This window comes from Nitrospira sp. T9, assembly GCF_052156535.1.
Classification (GTDB): domain Bacteria; phylum Nitrospirota; class Nitrospiria; order Nitrospirales; family UBA8639; genus Nitrospira_E.
This window is the reverse complement of sequence record NZ_JBQKUP010000024.1, coordinates 63,691-83,970: the sequence shown is the minus strand read 5'-3', so window position 1 is coordinate 83,970 and position 20,280 is coordinate 63,691. Positions and strand designations below refer to the sequence as shown.

The 20,280-nt window shown below is 49.5% G+C and carries 11 protein-coding genes; 10 read left to right on the top strand and 1 reads right to left on the bottom strand.

The annotated features are described in order from the left end of the window. Window positions 1–5: 5 nt before the first annotated feature. Entirely contained in the window at window positions 6–614 is a 609-nt protein-coding gene (locus tag ACTRXD_RS03125) for a hypothetical protein (protein WP_442430385.1), read from the bottom strand. On the opposite strand from ACTRXD_RS03125, the gene ACTRXD_RS03120 reads away from it, so the two are divergent. The 10 genes from ACTRXD_RS03120 to ACTRXD_RS03075 all read left to right on the top strand — a co-directional run bounded on the left by ACTRXD_RS03120 (window position 613) and on the right by ACTRXD_RS03075 (window position 20,269). Further along, window positions 613–2,580: a S8 family serine peptidase gene (locus ACTRXD_RS03120; RefSeq protein WP_442430384.1), complete on the top strand. Its 1,968-nt coding sequence runs from the start codon at window positions 613–615 to the stop codon at window positions 2,578–2,580. The two genes, ACTRXD_RS03125 and ACTRXD_RS03120, sit on opposite strands and share 2 nt — an antisense overlap. Window positions 2,581–3,202: 622 nt before the next feature. Further along, window positions 3,203–5,263 (top strand): 6-bladed beta-propeller, encoded by a 2,061-nt coding sequence (locus ACTRXD_RS03115; protein WP_442430383.1) that lies wholly within the window; start codon window positions 3,203–3,205, stop codon window positions 5,261–5,263. Between the two features lie 107 nt (window positions 5,264–5,370). Beyond that, on the top strand, window positions 5,371–7,650 hold the full coding sequence (locus ACTRXD_RS03110) for a hypothetical protein (RefSeq protein WP_442430382.1): 2,280 nt from the start codon (window positions 5,371–5,373) through the stop codon (window positions 7,648–7,650). A 383-nt stretch (window positions 7,651–8,033) separates the two neighbouring features. Continuing rightward, window positions 8,034–14,243 (top strand): RHS repeat-associated core domain-containing protein, encoded by a 6,210-nt coding sequence (locus ACTRXD_RS03105; protein ID WP_442430381.1) that lies wholly within the window; start codon window positions 8,034–8,036, stop codon window positions 14,241–14,243. Window positions 14,244–14,460: 217 nt separating this feature from the next. Continuing rightward, complete coding sequence (locus ACTRXD_RS03100; RefSeq protein WP_442430380.1) at window positions 14,461–15,528, top strand: hypothetical protein; 1,068 nt, start codon at window positions 14,461–14,463, stop codon at window positions 15,526–15,528. A gap of 455 nt (window positions 15,529–15,983) precedes the next feature. Next, complete coding sequence (locus tag ACTRXD_RS03095) at window positions 15,984–16,550, top strand: TIGR00645 family protein (RefSeq protein WP_442430379.1); 567 nt, start codon at window positions 15,984–15,986, stop codon at window positions 16,548–16,550. Between the two features lie 359 nt (window positions 16,551–16,909). Continuing rightward, window positions 16,910–17,689 (top strand): YkgJ family cysteine cluster protein, encoded by a 780-nt coding sequence (locus ACTRXD_RS03090; protein WP_442430378.1) that lies wholly within the window; start codon window positions 16,910–16,912, stop codon window positions 17,687–17,689. 686 nt (window positions 17,690–18,375) lie between these two features. Then, the gene (locus ACTRXD_RS03085) at window positions 18,376–18,639 is read left to right on the top strand and encodes a hypothetical protein (protein ID WP_442430377.1); all 264 of its coding nucleotides are present in this window, start codon (window positions 18,376–18,378) and stop codon (window positions 18,637–18,639) included. Between the two features lie 12 nt (window positions 18,640–18,651). Further along, window positions 18,652–19,041 (top strand): hypothetical protein, encoded by a 390-nt coding sequence (locus ACTRXD_RS03080; protein ID WP_442430376.1) that lies wholly within the window; start codon window positions 18,652–18,654, stop codon window positions 19,039–19,041. Between the two features lie 16 nt (window positions 19,042–19,057). Continuing rightward, window positions 19,058–20,269, top strand: a complete 1,212-nt coding sequence (locus ACTRXD_RS03075; RefSeq protein WP_442430375.1) for a L,D-transpeptidase family protein — start codon at window positions 19,058–19,060, stop codon at window positions 20,267–20,269. Window positions 20,270–20,280: the final 11 nt, after the last annotated feature.

The window sequence follows — 20,280 nt, the reverse complement described above, 5'->3', positions numbered from 1 at the left end:
ATTCTTTAAGGTGGGACATTCGACGGGGAACCGTCGGATGACCGCTGCACTCGCCTCATCAACATCTGCGGTTCTACCAGTTCCATATCATTTAAATCACGCAACTTTGCAATACCATTAAGCGCCGTGGCAATATTTCCATCCTGGCTCCGAAGCCATGCCGCATGAGGTGCATAGGAAAGTGATTCACGAATGGAGAAGCCGCACGCTTCTATTTCTGGTTGCCGACCCTCGACGGAAACCTGGGACCGGAAACGAATAAACACATTGCCGGACGGCACTCCTTGCGGACCATTGGGCTCAAGACGATAGACCGGTGTCACTATCAAGTCGGAAGGAAGCTCCGACAAGGCCGGGACCTCACCCCGGCACACGTTGATGACCGGATCATCAAAAGCGTACAAAACCGCAGTGGTCAAAGCCGGAGGCACTGGCCCATGGATCGCAAAACAGTCAGATTCACGAACATAGACACGCGACAATGCTTGGGCTTCTACCCTTATCCTTAGGGGAAATTGAGAAAAGGGATCGTTCATAGCCATGAGCCATTCTACGAAGGAATGCGAAGCAAGTCCACGTATCATTGGGTAGTCAAACAGAAGGAGAACATCCATGCTGTCATTTCGTTATGGAGGACAAAACGGGAAAGCATTCAAACTGAAAACCGATGAAGAGCTCGTGGTCGTGCGAACGCAGAGTCGTCGACCATTGGAAGCCGCCGCCCAGTCAACGCGGGCTCGACAGGCACTGGACAATCTTGAGCCCGTGCACCGGTTTCACAATGCCGGCGTGGAAATCTTTCGATATCCCCAAACCGTTCAACGCGCGAGCGCGCGAGGGGCCATCCGCACCACCATACAATCCGTAAAAGACGTTCAATTTGCCGGACGGGTCCTGGTCGATCCTCAATCAAAACAACCTGTTCTGTACACCGAAAATCTTTTCGCTAAATTTGATGATGACCTGGCGGAATCCACTTGTCGAAAAATCCTAAAAGCCTCCGGACTTGGAATCAAACGGGTGTTGGAATATGCTCGCAATACCTTCTTTATCGAAGCGCCCGAGGGCACAGGACAGGAAGTGTTTGCCATAGCCGAGAGTCTCTTGCGGCATAAACATGTGGAGCTCTGTCACCCTGAACTTGTCCGACAAATGGGATGGCGCACAGCCTTCCCACAACAATGGCACCTGAGAAAGACCACGATTGATGGAACGGTCTATGATGCCCATGCCAACGTGGAGGCCGCCTGGCCACTCAGTGAGGGAGAAAATATCACTGTCGCAATCATTGATGACGGCATGGATCTTGATCACGAAGAGTTTGCCGGTTCAGGAAAACTTGTCGCTCCTCGCGACGTGACACGCGCCACGGACGATCCTCGACCCGGCAGCCGGGATAATCATGGAACCGCCTGTGCAGGCGTCGCCATCGGCAACGGTTTTCATGGTGCCGCAGGGGTCGCTCCCAAAGCCCGATTGATGGCCATCCGGTATGTATCCCCTTTAGGCTCACAGGCCGAGGCTGATGCATTTATCTGGGCCGCCCAACATGGCGCGGATGTTATTTCCTGTAGCTGGGGGCCGGAGGATGGCGCCTGGTGGGATCCACGCGATCCGCTCCATCACACCGTCGTTCCCCTGCCGGATTCCACTCGCCTTGCTATTGATTGGGCCGTCGCGAATGGGCGCAACGGAAAAGGGTGTGTGATCACCTGGGCTGCCGGAAACGGCAATGAAAGTGTCGATAACGATGGTTATGCCAGTTATGAAAAAGTAATTGCCGTGGCCGCCTGCCACGCCAAAGGGAAAAGGAGTGCCTATAGTGATTTCGGCAAGGCTATTTGGTGTACCTTTCCCAGCAACGATACCATTCTCCCCATTCCGGGAATCTGGACCACCGATCGCTCAGCATCAGCAGGATATAATCCCGGACAAGTCAGTCGAGGCGATGCGGCAGGCAATTATGTGAACGATTTTGGCGGCACATCAAGCGCATGTCCCGGTGTCGCAGGGGTGGCCGCCCTCATTCTTGCTCGCAACCCCTCCCTGCGATGGGATGAAGTCAAAGATCTGCTCAAACGCTCGTGTGATCAAATTGATCCAAGCGCTGGCAAATATGACACCAACGGGCATAGCACCTTATATGGGTATGGCCGGATCAATGCCAAACGCGCGGTAGAATTGGCTGCACCGGCCATTCCGACTCCTACCACTGTTCATACCTCGACCGCCATCATTCCCATTCGCGACCTTCAAACGTCACAACTCTCTCTTCAAGTGGCCGAGACCACCCCGCTCACCTCCGTCAAGATCGGAGTGGATATTGAGCATTCGTATATCGGTGATTTGATCATTAAGGTGGTACCCCCCAATTCAACAGGAGTATCGTCCATTTTGCTTCATAATCGAATTGGAGGCGGCACAGATAATATTCACACCATCTATGATGTCACCACGACACCGGACCTCCTGGCATTCGTCGGCAAAAACCCAAAGGGAAAATGGTCACTGACGGTTCAGGATAAAGAGAAACTTGATACCGGGCGCATCTTACAGTTTTCAGTGACCCTGATTTTCTGATGTAGCCCTGGCCCGGTCAGTGGCAATAATCTTCGATCACTTTCTGGAGAGGTATTGCCCTTCTTTCAGACAAATTCCGTCTAATCAAGTCACGGGCTGCCTTCGAAAAATCACCCCACCTATCCCGGCAATCGGGGAATAATGGACAAAAGATCGCAGATTATTCGAAATAGGAGGGAGCATACCGTCACTGATTGAACGAGTTTCCCCCTCAGTAGGAGGAGGGAATCTATGTGTCCCGGCTTCACACCCCACGAGCAAAAATTATTTGGTGTTCAAAAAAAGCCGCATTTTCCCTTGTGATTCCAGCCTTCAATTCGTAAAATCCAGAGGAAACGAAACATTCACTCTTGTGAGGGAATTTTCCTGGATGGAGACAGGAAGGGTTTCTTGGGCATTAATCACAAGTTGGTCTCCTTAAGCCACTCCGGCATGTGAGTCCGGCGTTCCCTCTTAGCGAGTTTCTCCAAATTGTCAGTATTCCGTTGAAGAAATCGCAAAGAGGACTCCTTTGAAAAATATTTTCCTCCCACTTTCCAGCTTTTATCTTTCAAGCACCTTCAGCGTTCTTCTGTTGACTGGCGTCCTTATAGCTCCTTACCAATCTTTAGGATTTGAAAAAGTGGAGTACGTCCAAGAATTTCGCGCGGGACTTCAAGAACCCGTCGACGTCGCCCTTGCCGTGAATGGCGATGTGTATGTGTTAGACAAAGAAGCTTCTAAGGTTTTTGTCTTTGATGCTTCCGGGAAACCTAAATTCGACTTTGGGAGACCAGGTTCCGACCCCGGCCAATTGGACGAGCCCGAATCACTTGCCATTTCTCCAAAAGGCCAGGTGTTTGTGGCGGACACAGAAAATGACAGGATTCAGGCCTTCGATGCTTCTGGGAAACTTTTATTTCACTTCGGATCCTCCGGCAATCAACCGGGCCAGTTAAATAATCCATCCGGGTTGGCCATCGATCAATTTGGAATGATCTTCGTAGCCGACCGAAAAAACCAACGGATTCAAAAATTCAGCTATCGCGGCATTTTTTTGCAGGCCTTTTCAATAGACAATGCCCCATCAGATATTGCCATCGATCCAGAAGGAAATGTATTTGCCTTGATGCCAGGCAAACCGGAAATTGTCAAAATTTATCCCCATACGCAAAAGCGGGAATGGGTCTTTCAATCCGTCCAGAAGCCTGACTTCCTCAATTCGGGAAGAGGCATGGCCGTAGACATAAAAGGAGATGTGTATATCAGCGAACGATCCGATCACAGCATTAAAAAAGTGGATACAAAAGGTAGCCTCCTGGTGACCTTTGGATCAGGGGGTGAAGGACGGGGCCAATTCGATGAGCCCAGCGGTTTGGCCCCTGATGAACACGGGAATATCTATATCGCCGATTCCGATAATCATCGGGTGCAAGTGTTTCATGTGGCAGGAAGTCAGAAGCACCCCATGATGGTTCAAACCCAATCTCCGCCGATTATCGAATTCGAGTCCCTACTCAAGGCTGAGGAGGCCATCACAGACCTTTTTTATGTCCCAACAAAAGGTCTGCATGTTCTCTCTCAGGAGCGGGATCATATTCTGCGAATCGGCTCCCCAAATCAGGTATACGGAAGGAAAGGAAGTAAACCAGGGGAATTTGATGCTCCCATGGCTTTGACAGCCTCTGCAGATGGAATGTTGGCGGTAGCGGATACCGGCAATGATCGTGTGCAACTACTCGATCCAGAAGGGGCCTCTTTAAACCAATTTGGCAAATCAGGAGAAAAAACAGGACAATTCGATGAACCGGCCGGTATTGCCATCAGCAAGAAAAATTTAATCTATGTGGCCGATACGGAAAACCATCGAATACAAATTTTTAATAGGGAGGGCATTTTTCTCACGAGTTTTGGCCAGGAAAGTGACAAAATTACACCACAGACACCGGAACATGGAAAATTTAATAATCCAACATCTCTAGCAATCAACGCACAACACCAGGTGTATGTGTTAGATGCCAACAATCACCGAGTGCAACTGTTCGAGGAAGAAGGACAGTTTATAAAGGTGATCGGATCAAAGGGCCGGAACCCAGGCCAATTCCTGGAGCCCGTTGATATCACCGTGGACGAACAGGACAATCTCTACGTGGCCGATCGGGGAAATCATCGGATTCAAGTGTTTGATTCTCAAGGCCACCTTATCTTCATGTTTGGTACATCAGCAGAAAAGCAGATATTCGGGTTTTCATTTGGGGGGCCTACAGAGCTCCAACCAGGAAATTTCCCCACGTTGTCTTCGATTGCCGCGTTCCAAGAAAAGGTCTATGTAGCGGATTTTCATTCCGAGCATATCCAGGTTTTCCGGTTTTATCCAACCGGCTTGGTCAAGGAGGAACGATTTTTTCTAACCAAGTCCGCTTTCCCTCCTCATGAGGGCTCCAAAGATGCGACAGAATCACAACACTTAGCCCAGGAATCAGCTCTCCAGCAAGCCTTGGAGGAATTGACCGTGAAAACCGGATTCACGAAAATCCAACTGAAAAACGCTCTTCGCATTGAACGGATCGAATCACTTTCCACTGGAGCGATTCAAGTAACGGTCAGCGTGCCAAAGCAATTCGTTAGTGGGGACCCGTCAAACAAACCTTCAGATCCGGAAAAAGAAGAGCCCACGAAATCTGAGGAGTTTATTCTGCAATAGGGACAACACTTCTAAACTCCACCTTCTCGGCCTAAGGAGCTGCAGAGAGGAAATGTTTTTCATTTTTCTAGAAACCCTAAGCCCTAATTTTGGTATGGGAGAAAGTGATGAATAATCAAGGACGGATTGCCACTCGCATAATCGTTGGTCTCTTATTGGTGCTGTTTGGAAGTGGGTGCGGGTCAATAAAGGAGAGCTTCGATGGGGCCACTACAACCCTCACGGAGGGCATAGACAATGCGACATCAGCAATTGGACTGGGGAATGACGAGGCTTATGAAGCAGGAAAAACCTATTTAGAAGCTCAAGCCTATGATCAGGCTATTTTGAAATTTGAGGAAGCATTAAAAGAGAACCCGGACGACACCAGGATTCAAACTGATTTGGCTCAAGCCAAATCCCTTGCCGCAGCCCAACATTTTGCACGGGGCAAAGCGCTGACAGAGAAGCACGAAATCAATGGGGCCTTAATCGCTTTCGAAAAAGCCACATCTTACCAACCGGCCAACACCACCTATGCCACACGATATCAACAAGAAAAAGAGAAATACGCCAAGTTAAAAGGAGAGATACACCGGCTCGTCCAGGAAGGGGAGGAGTCGAAACAATGGGATCAGAGTATCAGGGGGCTGGAATCGATGAAACGCTACGAGTCCTCATTTCCGGAATTGGCCACCCACATTCAGCATACCCGCCAACAAGCTTCCGAATACCATGAAGGTCGATCTGATGCACATCTTCATCAGCAAGACTTTCAAGAGGCGGCCCAGGAAATTCAAAAAGCCTCTGAGTATGACCAAAATTCCGCTATCAGCCTGAAGAATAAGGCGCGACATCATTTGTTGTTAGCTAAACAAGCCTGGGACCAGAATAAGTATTTTCTGGCCTATGAAGAAATGCAAAAAAGTCTGGAATTGGAGCCACAGAACCCGGAAATGAAAAAATTCCAATCCCACTTGGTCGACCAGTGGACGGATATCCTATACAACGAAGCCATTCAAGATCAGAATACAGGGAATTTACAGGGAGCGAGGGACAAGCTCTCTCGAATATCCCAGCTCAAGCCAGGATATCTCAATGTGGAATCCCTGCTATCGGAACTTCAAGGAAATTTGTCAGCGACCTATTACACGAAAGCCGACTCACTTATGCGGCAAGAGGATCGTACTCGTCTGGGATTGGCTCTAGCAAATTATTTAATCGTTCGTGAACAGCATGATTCCCAATACCAGGACCTAGAAGAGAAAATCGCCCTGGTCAAAAAAATGCTGTTGGAAGAAGTCCAACTGCGGATAGCCGTGCACTTTGACAATAAATCCTCCGAGTCTGGTGCCGGAGGGGTGGTCTACAATCAACTATTAGATCGTTTGCGAAACTCGAAAAGACTGAAAAATTTGACCCTGCTTGACCGAGAGGTGATAGATCAAATTCTACAGGAGCAGGCTCTTGGACAGGGGTTCTTGGATCCGTCCACCAGTCCACAGGTTAAAAAAATAAAGGGTGCGCATGGAGGAATTTTCGGCGAAGTCCTGAGGGCCAGAGTCAATGAAATCGGGAGAGATCAACCGACATTCGGCAGCTCCACCTATGTCAGCGGGACCCGATTGGTCCCGAACCCTGATTATGAACCGAGAAGACAGGCCGTCGGCTCGGCTCGACAGGATATGGTCCTTGCCCAACAGGAATTGACCAACGCAGAAGTCCAATCCAAACAGAGTCAAGCCAACATGATGGCAACGCAGCAGCAACTGAACCAATCGCCAGGATCTCCAAAAAGTCAAGCCCCGATGGCCATCGGAAGCATTCTGCAGGGGCTGGGTTCAGTGGCCGGAGTGAGTGCGGCACGTTCGCGGCTTACAGATGCACAAAATCGATTACGATTTTCGGAGGATGAGCTTGCCCGCACCCCTCCCACACTTGAAGAAGAAATTACTGATAGTTTTCGCTACCCCATTTATGATCTCAAATTAGAAGGAGAGGTGATGCTGGCCTATCGCCTTGTGAATTTCACCACCTCTGAAGTGGGAGATTCGAAAACCATTACTAAAACCGATGAAATTCTAGACCGCTACGTACAGGGGGATCCCGGGAAAGGGGTCAATAGTGACCCTAATGAATTGCCCGCCAAAGAAGAATTTCTTCAGAAGCTCCTAGCCCAAGCCATTGAAGGGGCCGCTCAGGCCATCGAGGATAAAATGGCTAATTTTTCTGAATCCTACTATGAAAAAGGGAAAAAAGCCGAAGAGCATGGATTGGAGCAGGAGGCCATTGAGAATTATATGCGGTATATGTATTCCACCGCCGATCTTGGAGCTCCCACCGTACAACATGCCCATCAATATATTTATGACAAAATGGGAGTGTTAATTCTTCGTCGAAAAACATAATAAAATTATTTACACCTGCCACCTTTATGCAAAGGAGGGCCGGTACAATGATTATGCCTGGGTCGTGCCCTGGGACATGATTTTAAAATAAAGGAAAAAGAATCCCTTAAGAATCGATTTTAAAATTTCTAAAAAACTCCGGCAGTCCAGGAGATGTCAGCATGATCGATCAACAGCCAGCATTTTCAAAAAGACGTGTGGGGACTCTTGGCCATCCTATAATAGGTTCAATCTCCGAAACTCAACCGATCTTCCCAATGTCCGTGATCTCACCCTTCTTACATACCAAATTCTTTGGGCCCGGTCTAAGGGGATTGCTCCTGACTCTCATACCTTTCTTTCTTCCTTCTTCTTTACTCGCTGCAGTAAACCCATTGACAGGAATGTTCGAAACCAAGGAGGTCGATCTCGTTGTTCAGTTTCAATCTGTGCGGGTAGAAGTATCACGAGACTGGGTGAACCAACAGGCTGAGAGTGATGAGACGTTCACCTGGAAATTTCGTCCGTTTCAAAAACGGATTGTTCAGGGCAGCACTGCGGAGGGATTAATCGTTGCAGATGGCAAACAGAGGATTGTCTTTGAACGTTCTAGCTCAGAAAACAGGTTTTCTTCTTCGAGCCAAGGGCATATATCGGTTGAAGAAGGAACATACCAGTGGCTCAAACAAAATGGAATTATTGAGAGGTATGCTCCAGATGGCAGCCTAAGGATGCTTCAGTATCCTAATGGAAAAACTCTTAAGATCACTTCGGAAGGAATTGGCATGCACATGCCTGGAGTGAAAGATAAATCACTTCTCCACGTTAATTACAATCCTCACGGCCAGATTAACAAAATCCTTGCCTACAATGGAGTCTCTTCCTCTTATTCGTACAATTCTGAGGGTTTATTGGAATCTTCCACGAATCAAAACAACCTGACCACACATTATAAATATGACGAGCAAGGGCGATTAGATCGGATCGTTTATCAAACGGGTGACTTTGTAAAGATTTCCTATTTTGAGTCTACGGGGTTGGTCAAAGCCGTAAGGAAAAAAGATGGGGTGACGACATACACATACGTACAAGAGGAAACCGGACGAATTACGAAAACTATCATTGAAGGACCCGTGGGTATTCAACAAAAAGAAGTACTTCCAGATAATTCGGGTGGCATCCTCGTGCGATCAACAAACCCCGGAGGGTACCTGACGGAGGAACTCTACACCCCGAGAGGCTTATTGGTTTCCTATAAGGATGCAAAGGGACACTCTGTCACTTATACCTATGATAATTTAAATAGGTTAAGTACAATTTTTTATCCCGATCAAAGTTCGGTCAGGTATACCTATTTGGGGGAAACTTCACTGATTGCAAAGACAGTGCTCCCTAATGGTTCGGTCCTTCACCAGACATACAATGACCAGCTGCAACTCATTAAAGTTGCGGGGCCGGGGAAGAGCGAAACGTCCTACTCTTACAATGAATGGGGGCTGCCACAGTCTATCGTTCAAGGAAAAGACAAAAAACGGATTACAACATTGGAATATGATGAGCAAGGATTCCTTACCGCGCAACATGATGCCTTGGGAAGAACAACCAGGTACCAGTGGAACAACCAGGGACAACTTGTTGCATTCAATGATCCGCTTGGAAGAACACGGGAATTTCAATACAACCAATTCGGACAATTAGAAAACATTCTCCAATCCTCTCAGTTTATCCTATCCCGCACATATGATGACCAATTACGAATCACTAAGGAACGAGATGCCAAAGGCTTGATCACCCGATTTGAATATTTACCTGAGGGAAATCTCAAGGCCATCACCTATCCTAACGGAGCAGGAGACCAATTCGAATATGATCAGAAGGGGGAACTGGCCACCATAGTGGATTCTGCCGGAAAACGGATTCAGCTTGATGTGGGCGACCATGAAGGGCTGCAGTCAAAGGATCAAGAGAGGGGTACGCCTGCAAGACAGTATGACCCGTTTAAGAATTTGATAAAAGAAACGGCTCAAGATGGATCAATTTCCCAGTGGCAATTTGACTCGATGAATCGCTTGGAAGGGATTCTGCTGCCGGGAGGAAAAGTCCAAACATATCATTATGGTAAAGGCGGAAATCTTCTCTCAGAGAAAAACGTTCAAGGGGACGAAAAGCATTATGTCTATGATGAGGCGGGAAATTTAATCAAGGTCATTCTGCCCAATGGAGAGGAGACCACATATGACATGGATCCTCAAGGCACGGGGTTGGTTTTGGCAGCGCATACGGCCGATGGACGAACCTATCAATATGAGTACGATTTGGGAGAAAGACTTGTTCAAACCACATTTCCATGGGGAGAACACATTCGCTATACCTACGATGCGGCAGACCGCCTGACGCAAAAAACATCCTCAAACAGCGCTACCATTTCTTATGCGTACGATGACTTTGACAGAATAACAAAGGTGGTGACGTCGGACGAGGCCGAGCAGGAATTTACCTATGATGCAAGAGGGAATCTCATCAGGATTAAGGGGCCGGAATATGAAAAACACTTGACGTACAATGAGTTTAACGAGTTGACATCGGAAAAGTACCCCCTAAGAGGAAAGACCGTTCACTATACCTACAATCACCTTGGGAACCGGATCTCCTTGGAGGTGCCTGGACATCTGAAGGTAACCTACAAGTATGATTTACGGGGCAATCTTCAGAAGATTTCTTTTGGACCAAACAAAACCATCACGTTCTCCTACGACTCCCAAAACCGGAAAAGAACAGTGAAATATCCGAATGGCGTGTCCATTCGGTATCACTATCACCCGACCGATTTAGTAAGTCAGATAACATTCTTGGATCAACATGGTAAGGAAATTCAGCGCCAACAATACGAATATGATGACCTGAGAAGAGTGATAACCATCAAGGATTTGAAGGGCACATCCAGACAGTATCGATACGATGTCAATGGCCAATTAATACAATCGGTACAGGGAACTCAGACGCGAACATTTCATTATGCTCCATTGTCGAAACGGTTAGTCGACATTCATGGAGAAGATGTAAAACTGTTTCAATACAACCAAGCAGGGCAACTGGTTGGGAAGTCTACCCATTCAATGAAATATGACGGTTCGGGGAACTTAACCAAAATCATTGATAATGACGAAGAAAGCCACTTCCGGTTTAACGCCGCTGGTATGCTGACAACCATTCAAACCCCCACAGAGACAGTTCAATACGTCTATTCTCCTGAGGGTCAACGAATTCGCAAGCAAGTCGGACACACGAAGACATCCTACCTCTATGATGGGAAGAATCTCCTCATGGTTCTTGATAAAGACCATAATCCCCTTCAGACCTTCATTCAGGGAAATTTCATCGATAGTCCACTCGTGATGCTTCAGAAGGACGAGGCATACTATTTTCTTCCGGATCAACAGGGGAGCACGATTGGACTCGTGAATGATCAAGGTGAAGTGACAACTCGCTATGCCTATGAACCGTTTGGGAGTATGACTAGGAAAGGGAAAGACCTTGAAAATCCCCTAACCTTCACAGGCCGATTTTATGATAGAGAAAGTCAGTTTTATTATTACCGTGCTCGATACTATTCGCCAAACCTAGGCGTGTTTCTTTCTCCAGACCCCTATCCTAAAAAGTTTGAATATCCTGAAACCTTCAACGATTACGTGTATGTTCAAAATGACCCAATCAATCTCGTCGATCCCTTAGGATTAATCGGGGCTGAAACTGGAGCGCATTTCATCAACACATATTTGCCGGCGTTTACCGAACCAACCCTGCTAGGAGGACCAGGTTCGAATCCAACAGCATTTTGGCAAAGGATGGCCGAGGATTATCGGTGGTTGCATCAGAATGTTGGTCCTCAAGCCGCAGAGCGTTTCAGGGGGATGATGAACCGGGGACTGTATGACATGTTGCCAAAACGTTCTCCACCCAGACCGGGAATGCTTCAGCGGGCGTGGGAAGGAGCGACCAACATGGCGAACCGACTTCTCAACGGTGCCAGGGGAGTTGCCAGCGGCATGGGAAATGCCGCGCAGAGAGCCAGGATATTGCTCCGAGGCGGGAATACGTTGCAAGTGGCCCCTTCTGTTGGAACAGGGACACCAACCGGAGTAGCGCGACCAACAATGGCGGCACCTCAACCAACGGTAATGAACCAGCCTCCAGGTGCAGGGGCACTCCCACCATCCAGTCCTGGTGCGACTATGCTGACGGAAGGCCAATCCTCTTTTCAAAGTCCGTCCCTCATAAACCGATTAAACCAACCTGTTTCCGGAGGAAGGATAGTTGGAGGAATTCTGGGAGGAGCGTTAATTGGGTATGATGTGGGTTCTCAATATGCAGAACAAGCGAGACAAGAGGGACGGTCTGTCACAGCAGGCGAATATGCCCAAAGCGCAGCGTGGTCGGCCACACGAGCGGTAGCAGCCGTCTTAACCCTTGGCGGATCAGAGGCTGCAATGACTTTGGCTACGGCTATTCAGGAGGGGGTTGCCGCAAATGCGGCCGAAGAGGAAAAAGGACAGGCATTACAGGCAGCCAGACAAACTCAGCGTCAAGCCGCTGACAAAATTCAGGCTTTTGCCCAGCAAGCGACAGCACTGGCGGGAGAAGGGCGAGCATTCCAGCCGGCTCAGTCCACGGCCATCCAGCAAGCAAAAATACAATACGAGAACGCACAAGGAAAATTGGCCGTGCTCGAGGGGATGCAGACTCCGGCCGACTTCAACGCCGCCTGCGGCACCTGCCAAGCCAAAATTGATCAACTCATCACGTTGAAAGCTGATGCCGAAGGGTATAGGGATCCTCTCATCAAAAATCGCGATCTGGCAAAAGAGCGTCGGGGGCTGGTGTGCCAGGATCCCCACCAAGCCGATGCGTCCAGCCATGTTCAAATGGCATCCGGTGCTGCCAGTTTGGCCCAAGGCAATGTCCAAGCCATTCAGCGATTTGCCACTCAAGCTCCGGCCCTTCAATCCGAAATTACCCAATGTTTGGCCTCAATTGAAGCCAATACAACTGCACTTAGGGATCTTCAGACAAGCAGTGGACCTGTCGACGCCATTATCACAGAAATTTCCTCTCTTGCCGATCAAGCTCGGGCCTTTGGAGCAGAAGCCAGATCTTTCCAAGGAAAGTGTCAACAGCATCAGAGCCGCATGGCCAGGATTGACAATATTGCCAAAGCGACACCTGATCAGATCGTCATTCAAATCAGTGGTGCAGATGGTCCTCATGAAATAATTCCGACCGCTGGTGCTAAAGCTACGATTTCGAATGCCGTGGGAGACCTAAACAGTACGTGCGACCAAATTTCTGTGGACGCAACCAAAGGAGATACCTATGGCAACTATGCCGACGCCATCGCACAATCGGCTAAGGAAAAAGCAGTCAGCTACAAAGCCAAACTTGAAGCTCAAACGGTACATGCCTGTGCCGCTGGCCCTCTTCCGCCAGGTATTGTAGCTGACCTCCAGGCATTGTCTGGTGCTGCGGAAGTCTTAGCCTCGTATGCGGCAACAGATGCCGGGGAAGCTCAACGGTGTCTGGCCAAAGCACAACAAGCCAACCCATCCGATCAACCTTCTTCAGGGGGAAGCCAGCAAGGGGATGACTTGTTAGCAGGATTCCCAGACGCACCAGGGGATGCACCACCGGCTAATGATGGGCCGATAACCCCCGAACAGGCCGCAGCGGTGGAAGGGTTTGGAGAGAATGGCTCCACCGGTCATCTGCCCCCTTCTGACCCGGATCAAATGGTCAGCGGTGATTCGAATGACACGCCCCCCGTGGATATCGCCGCAGTGGCCCAAGCCGACAAGGACCAAGACGAAGCCCGCAATCGCGACCGGGAAGGCATCCAGAGAGACACAGACCGACAAGCAGATAACGATCGCCAAAGGATCAATCAACAAAATGCGCAAGACCGACAAACACAGGACGCGGCGGCCCAGCAAGGGGTGGCACAAGCGCAAGCCCAAGGGCAAATGATGATCGATCAAACCAACCAGAATGCCGATCCCATCATGAGCAGTCAGGATATGGCCGGAGCCATCAATACAATTCAGCAAGAAGGGGATGACAAGGTCCAAGCCATTGATGATCAAATTCGCCAAGGGTTAGGGGGAAGTGGTCAAGGAGCCGGAGGATCGGGATCTACCCGCCAGCCTCTACCACCACCCCCTTCAATGGGAACAGGCCCGGTGGACACCGCCGTAGTCCAGTGTAATACGAAGTATGGTTCAGGAGGTGATAATCCTGGCTTTTTCACGATCGACTTTAATGGAGCAACCGGGGTGGCACAATTTGTCTATGATACCGAAAGTATCAAGGATGAAATGGAAGTGAATGCGGGAGGGGCTTCTTTTAATACGACATGCCGTAGTAACGGCGAAAAAGTGCCCATCACGATCCCGTCGCCGAACACGCCGGTGACTGTGACGGTGAAGCCCAATTGTGCGTGCAAGAAATCAAAATGTACAGGGACCAGTTGGAGTTTCACCTTTCATTGTCCCAACCAAGCCGGATCGCCAAACGGGGGCCTATTACCGAGAGGAAATCCTACTGGGGGTCTTTTTGGGCAATAACGACAAAAAAAACTTCTTCCTTAACAATGGACGATGGCATTCCTTGAAAACGAATTGGACTGCCATCGACCTATTATTGGGGTATACCTCCAATAGAAAACCCATACATGCCTTGTTGTACGTTGTGTTGATGTTGTGGTGTACCTTCCCATACCTTTTTCCACCTACCGTACTCGCTGAAACTTTCACGACATTTTCCGGAAAGGGGTCCGCTATAGTGATTGAGGGCAATCAGTCGCGTGCCCAAGAACTGGCCCGCCAATCGGCTTTAAGAAAAGCGATTTCCCAGGCTATAGAAAGTGAAATCCAAAAAGGTACAAAGGAAGAGCTGCAATATCAGGTTAAAAAAAATGATCTATTAAAAGAACCTTACCCCTACCTCGTGAACCAAAAAATTATGAAGTCAACCATGGAGGGCAAGCTGTTAACGGTGTCGGTGGAGATTCAAATCAAGACCGAAGCATTGACTCGATACCTGGGACAAGTGGGGATTCTCGCGGAACGAATAGAGAAACAGAAACGGAAAGAATTGCCTCTCATCATGGTCCTGGTCGGGGAGGAAATCAACGGGAAGGAACATCGTCCCTCCTTTTGTAGGACTCTGTTGACAAAGAGTTTACTTGATGAGGGGTTTTCCTTGGTTGACGAAGAAACCATTCAACGAAGCATCAAACATGATCAGGCTGTTCAGAGTCTGTTAAGAGGGAATCAGAAAGCGGCAGCAGCTATGGCAATCCAATATGGGGCAGGTATCGTCATTACCGGAAGAGCGATGGTGACCAAATCGGCACTGAAATCAGGTCCCATGCAGGTTCATGGAGCCAATGTCACTTTACAGGCACTGCATGCCGACTCCGGAGAAATTTTCGCTTCAGCCATCGGGGACGGTTCCTATCCACACATTAATATGTTAACGGGTTCGCAAAAAGCGGTGGAGGAAGCCACGCAAAAAGCCCTCAGGATGCTCCTGGATGATTTTCAGCACCAATTAGAAACGTCTGCATCCACGCTTTTAATTTCTATTAGTGGGATCACGTATGAGCAACTGGCTTATCTCAAAAAAATCCTCAGAGAAACAAGCCGGTTTCCCGATTTGACCGATATCCAACAGAAAAGTTTTCAGGGACAGGTGGCCAAACTCCAATTTACTATCACCAATAGCCCGCAAGAGTTTACGGATCGCCTCGCCACCTATGATTTTCAGAAATTCGCCCTAAATGTCCTCAGCTATTCTCCACGAAAAGTTGATTTTGCCCTTAAACTGAAGCCCCTTTCCTCCCGGTAAAGAGGTTTTGAGCCCCATCCGCTTCCCCGTCCCCAGAAAACCTGTGTGTAAAGGAAGAACAGGTATCTCGTCCATTTTCAGGCATGTCTCGTGAAAGGACGGCCTTCCGGAGATTTCTTCAATCAGGCTTAATCTGCAGAAAACTCTCCCACTATATTTGCCATACCAAGATGGCAATTCCAGTCGATTGTTGTAAATCTACCTGCTTTCCCATTACTCGCCATAACCGTGCTCATTCCTGCACACTCGTGAACGTTCCTTCTCCCCGTTCAACAGCAGTTAACCAACTTGGAATGATGAGTTCTTTTTCATTCTCGGTCGTCACATCCAAGGTCAACGGAAACTGATCTAAAACCTAAAATGTGTTTTCCTGCATGGAGTCGAATACGACCATGCCCCAAGCTTGCCGGCAGATCCCGGCGATTTAATTAACACTTTTCTCTAAGGAGGTACCTATGTCCCAGTCCCCGACTTCACCTGATTCTCCTATCGGTTCCACACCGGAAGACATTCCCCATTGGATCGAACACGTATTTGAAATGGGCATTTTTGCCAGCCGATGGATACAAGCACCCTTATACGGTGGATTGATCCTCGCTGAAGTGCTCTATGCATGGAAATTCCTGACCGAACTATGGCACATGGTGCACGACATTGGGGACCTCACCGAAACCGTGTTTATGTTAGGAACCCTCACCCTGGTGGATATCACCATGGTCGCCAATCTGCTCACCATGGTCGTCATCGGAGGATATGCGACATTTGTCAGTAAAATAAGTCTGGAGAGTCATCCTGATCGACCGGATTGGCTCAGCCATATTGACCCGGGCACGATCAAAGTGAAACTCGCAGCCTCGTTGATTGGCATTTCCAGCATTCATTTACTCAAAGCCTTCGTCAACATTGCCAATGTGCCCATTGAACATATTCAATGGCAACTCATTATCCATCTGACCTTTTTAGGCTCGGCCATCTTGTTAGCCTGGACCGATAAAATCATGACCAGGGTGAAACCCCATTAGCACTTAGGCACGGGCTGAAATGGCAAGCAGGCTCTCTCTTCTCTGCCTTCTCTGGTAATTGCCAAAGGGGACAGAGACCACGAGTCCGATAAACGCCAGGCACACCACCCATCCAATGCCCCCATATCAGACTGGAAGCTCAGGACTGCTCAGGGCAGGGTGGATTCACTTGAGGGAACAGCTCGCAGGAACGTGTTCATTTAGCTCACTCGCTGTAGACAGGAACGATCAGCGTTTCTTTTTGCCATGATTTCTTCTACAATTTCCGTGTAATCTGCTTTCCCGAGAAAGTCGAATCCGGTGCCTCACAGCGTTTCTTCCTATTCGTTAACCAGAGAACTTCTCCAATAGATTGTCTCATGGAATCTTCCACTCCTCACGAATCCTACAACCTGGATATTCAAACCCCTGTCGGGCATCTGACGGCGTCGGTTGCGGTACCGACCGGATTCATTCCCATTACCGACATTATTCCCCTCATGCAGTCCCTTGGAGAACAAGCTCACCAGCTGGCCATCGACAACACCACTCAAACCGGTGCCACCATATCCTGCCAAAAAGGCTGCGCCGCCTGCTGTCGCATGATGATTCCCGTCGCCCCTCCGGAGGCCCTTGCGCTCCTGTCGGTTGTTGAAGCCCTCCCATCTCCAAAAAAGGAGCGGTTGCTTGAGCGATTTCAGGCGGCTCAAAGGACCTTGCGTGAGGCCGGCCTGGAGGAGGGGTTGCAACGATTGACCTTTTCTGAGGATCAAGGCACAGATGAAGAATTGGAACCTCTTAATCGCGCGTACTATGCGCTGCGAATGCCCTGTCCATTTCTGGAAGATGAAATCTGCTCAATCTATGAACAGCGGCCATCCGCCTGCCGGGAATTGCTGGTTACTTCCCCTGCGGAACTTTGCCAAGACTTGATACGAAACCCCATCCAACTGATTCCTTCCCCGTTTCGAATCGGGACGGTCCTGAGCAAACTTTGGACGGATTGTTACCAGGGCCCGGTTCGTCTCATTCCCCTCCCCTATGCACTGGACTGGGCCACAGTCCATCAAACCCGGAACACCCGAACCTGGGCCGGGCCTGAACTGCTAAGCCGGGCCTTGGATGCCGCGGCGCAATATTTACAACGCCAATCCCCATAAGAGGCACAAAGCCCCTCCTGTTTCATACACGAATCAAAGGTCCTTCGTGCGGACCTACCGGGTGTCAAGCAGCACCGGCAAAAGAATGGTAAAAGCGGGATCAACCCTCTGCCCTTAAGCCGGAAACCATCTCCGGACCTCAATCGAAACGCCGGAAAATATTTCACAGAGACACTCCATACCTGAACCAGAATCTTCAGGAAAAATGGACAAGATTTCTTTCCTTGGACAGGATGTCTCTCCGCATAATGTTCTTGCAAGAAATTTCACCGCCTTATCTCAATAAAATCCAGGAATTCCTCTTACCCAGCAGGTCAAAATCTGGCATTACGTTTGCTGATATATCTAAGAGTAGTAAGCCATGACGGCTTACCCAACCTTTAAAGGAGGTGCTACTGTGAACCAATCAAATCCAAAAGATCCCAAAAAGGGTATGCCAATCGGCAAACCGACTGCCGCCCCGAGCCCCACTAAGCCACAGCAGAACCCGGCCAAAAAGCCAATGGGCAAATAGGTATCCGGACGATACCCGATACCTGCCATTCACGACCTTTTACCATCAAGGAAAAGGCCCCACCTGTTCAGGTTTTGATTCGGGCGAAAACAAGAGGGGCCGGAATGGTTCGGCCCCTCTTCCTCCTAAAGAAAAACCGACCTTCCGGACTGATAAGGATACCCCAATCATCGTGACTGAAAGAATCCAAATCAACGCCGGCTGGAAATCCCTCAACGGGCACATGCCTCAAACCGTTGACCTTCCCTGGGGCAGACATGTGCTTTTCCTGACCTGGCTGCTCTTGACCGGTTGCGCGGAACCGCCTATCTCCCAATTGAACGCAGCCACCCAAGCTCTTGAAGACGCGAGAATATCAGAAGCCGAACATTACGCCATTGAGAGATTCACTGAAGCAGAAACGGCATTCCGACAGGTACAACAAAAACTGGATTGACAAGGAGATCGGATGCCGCTCTTTCGTAATTATGATCCTGTCATCACAATGCTGTCGGAAGTCTTCAACAACGCCACGCAGGCCAAAATCGAAGCCATCGCCAACAAAAAGGAGTCCAAAGCCAATGCCGAGGTGGCTCTCGCCTTTGCCAAACAGCATCTTCAAGAGGTTCGTGCGCTCCTGGCTGATGTTTCCGCTTCCACGCCTGATCACGGGGAGCTGGACCAACTTCTACAAGCCTTTCAGGACACGGAAACCCTCCTCGCTGAAATCGAATCCATTATGGCACAAGAACACTTCATCGACGTGATGACCACCTCCCATTCCGTAGAATCTTTTGCCACTCGAATTCAAGCACAGATTATTTCTGTCAAACGGCTTGCCGCAAAGCAACACGTATGATGATGGAGAACATTATATGATCACTCCGCCAACCAGGTTTCAGTCGGCCTGGCGTCGGCGCTGGATGATCACGCTCATGCTGGTCCTGCTTCCAGCGTTGACGTTTGCCTGGTGGGGACACACGGACTATCCCGACACTTTTCCTTCACTGGTCGAAGACCTGGACCGACAGGCGTGGGTCAACGGCGCAGAGACCCTGTTTCCTGATCGATATCAACAATTCCATACACAAATGCTCGAACTCCGTGCCCGATGGCGGACAGAGGCCAACCACTGGTGGACAACCGGCGACGCTGAACAGTTCAACCAGACCTATCAACAACTGGTGGAAGAAGGGTCTCTGCTGATTGAAGCCTCCCGCCAAAAAATCATTGCCCTGCGCCTGGAGGTCGAGGAGCTCCTTCTGCCTGAACAGGCGCAGCTCACACGGTTGCGAGCGCTTTCTCATGTATTCGATCTGGAGGACGAGATGCCGGCACTGTCCCGGGCAGAGAGATTGCTTCGAGAAAGTGTGTTGAGATTGGAGCAGGGACAATACATGCAGGCCAGGTCAGCCGGAGAGCAGGCGATTGAACATCTTCGCCGCGTGGAAGCCCATGTCGTCACACAAATGAACCGCTACACAAACGAGGCCCAAATTGCCCGCTGGGAGGAATGGGTCACGCAGACCCTACAACGATCAGTCGGCACAGCCGTCATCGTCCTCAAGGCCCCCCGTCGCCTCCTCGTCTACCAACACGGCCGGGTGGTTGCGGAGTTTCCGGCACGGGTGGGATTTTCAGGATTGGCCGACAAGCTCTACGAGGGAGACGGAGCCACACCGGAAGGACAATTTCGCGTGATGCACAAAAAAGAAGGACCGGGGACCATCTATTATAAAGCGTTACTCTTGGACTACCCCACGAGAGCCCATCAGCAGCGCTTCGACGAGGCTAAAGCCAAGGGCCTGGTGCCCCAGAAACGGTCAATCGGCAGCCTGATTGAAATTCATGGCGAAGATCCCAATAACGAAGAAACCACCAACGGGTGCATTGCCTTGGAAAATTCCGCGATGGGTGACGTATTCGAACGGGTAAACGTCGGAACGCCGGTCACCATCGTAGGGGCACTGAACCGGGACAATGACGTCGTGACCTCCTTACACCAGTTGGAAGTCCATATTCAGGAACGGAATGAACGGTGGCACAAACCCCGTACGCTTGCCGCCTCCTTCGCCCGCACAGAATAAGATGATATCCT